The sequence below is a fragment of the Saccharomonospora iraqiensis subsp. iraqiensis genome (assembly GCF_000430445.1).
In the GTDB taxonomy this organism is placed as follows: domain Bacteria; phylum Actinomycetota; class Actinomycetes; order Mycobacteriales; family Pseudonocardiaceae; genus Saccharomonospora; species Saccharomonospora iraqiensis.
The window spans coordinates 65,084-69,361 of record NZ_KE387041.1; the positions used below are offsets into that span (position 1 = coordinate 65,084).

The window sequence follows — 4,278 nt, forward strand, 5'->3', positions numbered from 1 at the left end:
ACGCCCTGCGCCTCGATCTGAACGCGCCGTCCGGACCTGCCGTGACCCTCGACCGGGGCGCGCTGCGCGCGGCCCTGGCCGGGCAACTCGACGGTACGCAACGTCGCGCGCGGGACGCGCGGCTCACCGTCGTCGACGGGGCGCCGTCGGTGCAACCCTCGGCGGCCGGTACCCGGATCGACTGGACCCGCACGCTCGACCGGCTGGTCCGGGCCGCCGCCACGCCCGGACGGCGGATGATCACCGTCGCCTACGCGCCCGTGCCGCCGTCGGTGTCCACGGCGGACGTGCGGGCCCTGGGGGTGCGCGAGGTCGTCGCGCGGTTCACCACCGGGGGTTTCGTGGACGCGGTGCGGCCGAACCTGCGCGCCGCGGCCCGCGCCGTCGACGGGACGCTGGTGCGGCCCGGTGCGACGTTCGACCTGGAGGAGCACACCGGCCCGCGCACCCGTTCGCGTGGCTACGTGCGCGCCCCGCTGCGCGAGGACGGTACCGGCCCCGAAACGATCGGGGGCGGGGTCAACCAGTTCACCAGCACCCTCGTCAACGCGGTCCACCGTGCCGGGATCACCGACGTCGAACGGACCCCGCAGCCGCACCCGCTGGACCGGTATCCGGCGGGCCGGGACGCGGTGTCACTGGCCGGGGACGGGTCGACCGTGGATTTCTCCTTCACCAACGACGCCCCGACGGCGGTGTTCCTCCGGGCATGGGTCGGCGACTCGACCGTCACGGTCGAGATCTGGGGCAGCCGCCGCTGAGCCCGCCGGTGGTCGCGGACCACCGTGCGCGGCCTCCGGGATGGGCACCGGACGGAAAAGGGCCACGCCGGGCACCGCATGCCCGACGTGGCCCCGCGACCCGACCACCTCAGAAGGCGGCTTCGTCGACCTCCATGAGGTCGTTGTCCGCGGCGTCGACGACGGCGCGGCGGGCGGTGAGCTCCGGCAGCACCTGCTTGGCGAAGAACGACGCGACGGCGATCTTGCCCTGGTAGAACGAGGCGTCCCGGCCGGAGGCGCCGTTGTCCAGCTTCTCGATGGCCACCTCGGCCTGCTTGATGAGCTGCCAGCCCACGAGCAGGTCACCCGCGGACATCAGCAGCCGCACGGTGTGCTGGCCGACCTTGTAGATGTTGCGCACGTCCTCCTGGCTCGAGGTCAGGTAGCCGATCATCGTGCCGACCATGCCCTGCACGTCGTCCAGAGCGGTCTTGAGCAGCGCACGCTCGTCCTTCAGCCTGCCGTTGCCCCGGTCGGACTCGATCGTGGCGGTGATCTCGTTCGCGAGGTGGCCCAGCGCCTGACCCTTGTCCCGGACGATCTTGCGGAAGAAGAAGTCCTGCGACTGGATCGCCGTGGTGCCCTCGTACAGCGAGTCGATCTTGGCGTCGCGGATGTACTGCTCGATCGGGTAGTCCTGCAGGAAGCCGGACCCGCCGAGCGTCTGCAGCGACTGCACCAGCTGTTCGGTGGCCCGCTCGGAGCCGACACCCTTGACGATCGGCAGCAGCAGGTCGTTGACCCGCTCGGCCAGGGACTGCGTGTCCTCATCACCCTCGCCGGTCCACACCTGGTCCTGGTAGGCGGCCGTGTACAGGTACACCGCGCGCAGGCCCTCGGCGTAGGCCTTCTGCAGCATCAGCGAACGGCGCACGTCCGGGTGGTGCGTGATGGTCACGCGCGGGGCGGTCTTGTCCGTCTGCCGGGTCAGGTCGGCACCCTGCACGCGCTCCTTGGCGTACTCCAGCGCGTTCAGGTAGCCGGTGGACAGCGTCGCGATGGCCTTGGTGCCGACCATCATGCGGGCGTACTCGATGACCTGGAACATCTGCGCGATGCCGTCGTGCACCTCGCCGAGCAGCCAGCCCTTCGCCGGGACGTCGTGCTGGCCGAAGGTGAGCTCGCAGGTGGTGGAGACCTTCAGGCCCATCTTGTGCTCGACGTTGGTGACGTAGGCGCCGTTGCGCTCGCCGGGCTCACCGGTGTGCGTGTCGAAGTGGTACTTCGGCACCAGGAACAGCGACAGGCCCTTGGTGCCGGGCTTCGGCTCGATGCCCGGCCCCTCGGGACGCGCCAGCACCAGGTGCATGATGTTCTCGGTCATGTCCTGGTCACCGGAGGTGATGAAGCGCTTGACGCCCTCCAGGTGCCAGGAACCGTCCTCCTGCTGCACGGCCTTGGTGCGGCCCGCGCCCACGTCGGACCCGGCGTCCGGCTCGGTGAGCACCATCGTCGCGCCCCACGCGCGGTCGATCATGAGCTGCGCCCAGCGCTGCTGCTCCTCGGTGCCGTTGCGGTCGAGGATCATCGCGAAGTTCGGGCCCGCCATGTACATGTACAGCGCGGGGTTGGAGCCGAGCATCAGCTCGGCGGCGGCCCACTGCACCGTCGGGGGCAGCCCGAACCCGCCGAGGTTGTTGGTCAGCCCGATCCGGTACCACTCGCCGTCCCACAGCGCGCGGTAGCTCTCCTTGAACGACTCCGGCAGGGTGGCGGAGAAGGTCTTCGGGTCGTAGACCGGCGGGTTCCGGTCGGCGTCGGCGAAGGACTCGGCGAGCGGGCCGACGGCGAGGTTGTTCAGCTCGGTCAGTACCCCGCGGGCGGTCTCCTCGTCGGAGTCGCTCAGCACGCCCTTCCCGAGACGTTCCTGCACGCCGAGCATCTCGAACAGGTTGAATTCGAGGTCTCGCACGTTGCTCTTGTAGTGGCCCATGTCGTCACTCCGTACGGGTTGTTCGGCATTCCGGCGTGGGCGCTCTGGCGGACACGCACTGCAACTGCCCTACTGACCGGTAACATCAGGATACTACCCATCGGTAATCGTGGGCGAGGGCTGTTCGGGCGGAACCGCTGTGTTTCGCTGCACGCCGGGCCCTGTGATGCCGGAGCGCGGCATGCGCGGGAACGTGCCGGTGTCCCGGACGACGTGTCGGGGACGACGTGGGGCGACGTGGTGTCGCGCGGCCGGCTCAGCTCGGCTGCGGGTGTGGCGGCTGCGCGCGGGCCGGCTGCTCGGGGGTCGGTTGTGCCGGGTGCGCCGGTTCCTCCGGGCCGAGCACGAGCAGCCCCTCACGGAAGGCCTTCGTCACGGCGTGTGTCCGGTCGTGCGCGGACATCTTGCGCAGGATGCTCTTCACGTGGGTGCGCACCGTCTCCACGGAGAGATAGAGCGTCTCGGCCACCGCCGAGTTCTCCATGCCCTCGGCGATCAGTTGCAGCACCTGGTACTCCCGCCGGGACAGCGGGGTCTGCGGGGGCACGCCGCCGACACCCGGGCCCGCCCCCGGTGCGTCCAGCAGTGGAGCCAGCGCCGGGTCGGTGTGCCCACGTTCGACGTAGGCACGGCGGATGCCGTCGGTGAGCCTGCGGGGCTCGGCCGCCCGGGGGAGGACACCGTGGGCGCCCGCGGCGAGTGCGGTGGCGAGGTAGGCCGGGGTGCGCTGCTCCGGGCCCACCAGCACGACCACCACGAGCGCGGGTTGGCTCTCGGTGAGCATCGCGGTGAGGTGGCAGCGCGGGTCGAACGCGGCGTCGAGCAGGACGACGTCCGGACGCGCCTGTTCACAGAGCTGGATGGCGGCGTGGTGACTGGCGGCGTGGCCCGCCCAGCGCAGCCCCGGCGTGTGGTCGATCACCGAGTGCAGCCCTTCGCGGAAGATCGGCACGGGATCCACGGCGGCCACCGCGAGCGTCCTGGTGCCCCGGTCGACGGTCCGGGCGATCCCCGGACCGTTGTGTCCGGTGTTGCCACTGTGTCCGGTGTTGCCACTGTGCCCGGTATTGCCGCCGTGTCCGGTGTTGTTGCCGTACCCGGTGTTGCCGCTGTGCTCGGTGTGCGCCATCGGTGTCCTCCTCCACGCCGGGCGACGCCCGTCCTCGATCCCCTCCGTGCCCGGCCGGTGGACCCATCCCCTGTACGGGGGTTCCCGGTTGAGCCGAACAGACCACACGCAACCACACCGGACACTCCGTCGAAGGAGGTTTGCGGCACTCCCCACGCGGGCCCGGCACGCTGCACCCGGTGGCCCGGATCGGCCACGGCTCGTGTTCGCCCCGGGGAAGGCGTAGGATGTGACCGGCCACACACGACGGCATCAAGGGGGATGGCGTGCCACTGGCTCTGGTGCTCGGTCTCGTCGGGTTGGTCCTGGTCGCCGCGGCGGCGACGGTGCTGTACGAGGACCAGCGGGAGAGCCGCCGCCGGTCCCGGCGCAGGCACGCGCGGCTGGCCGCTCTCGGTGAGACCGACTCCCGGGGGCCGGCGGGGCCGTAGCCG

The 4,278-nt window shown here is 71.0% G+C and carries 4 protein-coding genes; 2 read left to right on the plus strand and 2 right to left on the minus strand.

Annotated features, from left to right (window positions below; all coding sequences use genetic code 11):
* Positions 1–761: VanW family protein (locus tag ACTIR_RS0103175; protein WP_199285560.1), on the plus strand; the 761-nt coding region annotated here is incomplete at its 5' end.
* A gap of 109 nt (positions 762–870) precedes the next feature.
* Here the strand turns inward: ACTIR_RS0103175 and ACTIR_RS0103180 are convergent.
* Positions 871–2,715, minus strand: a complete 1,845-nt coding sequence (locus ACTIR_RS0103180) for an acyl-CoA dehydrogenase (protein WP_026453197.1) — start codon at positions 2,713–2,715, stop codon at positions 871–873.
* A gap of 256 nt (positions 2,716–2,971) precedes the next feature.
* The gene (locus ACTIR_RS21400) at positions 2,972–3,844 is read right to left on the minus strand and encodes a response regulator transcription factor (RefSeq protein WP_026453198.1); all 873 of its coding nucleotides are present in this window, start codon (positions 3,842–3,844) and stop codon (positions 2,972–2,974) included.
* Between the two features lie 266 nt (positions 3,845–4,110).
* Between ACTIR_RS21400 and ACTIR_RS27080 the strand changes: the two genes are divergently transcribed.
* Positions 4,111–4,275 carry a hypothetical protein gene (locus ACTIR_RS27080; RefSeq protein WP_199285561.1) on the plus strand — a complete coding sequence of 55 codons (165 nt, stop codon included), beginning with the start codon at positions 4,111–4,113 and terminating at the stop codon, positions 4,273–4,275.
* The last annotated feature ends 3 nt before the right edge of the window (positions 4,276–4,278 follow it).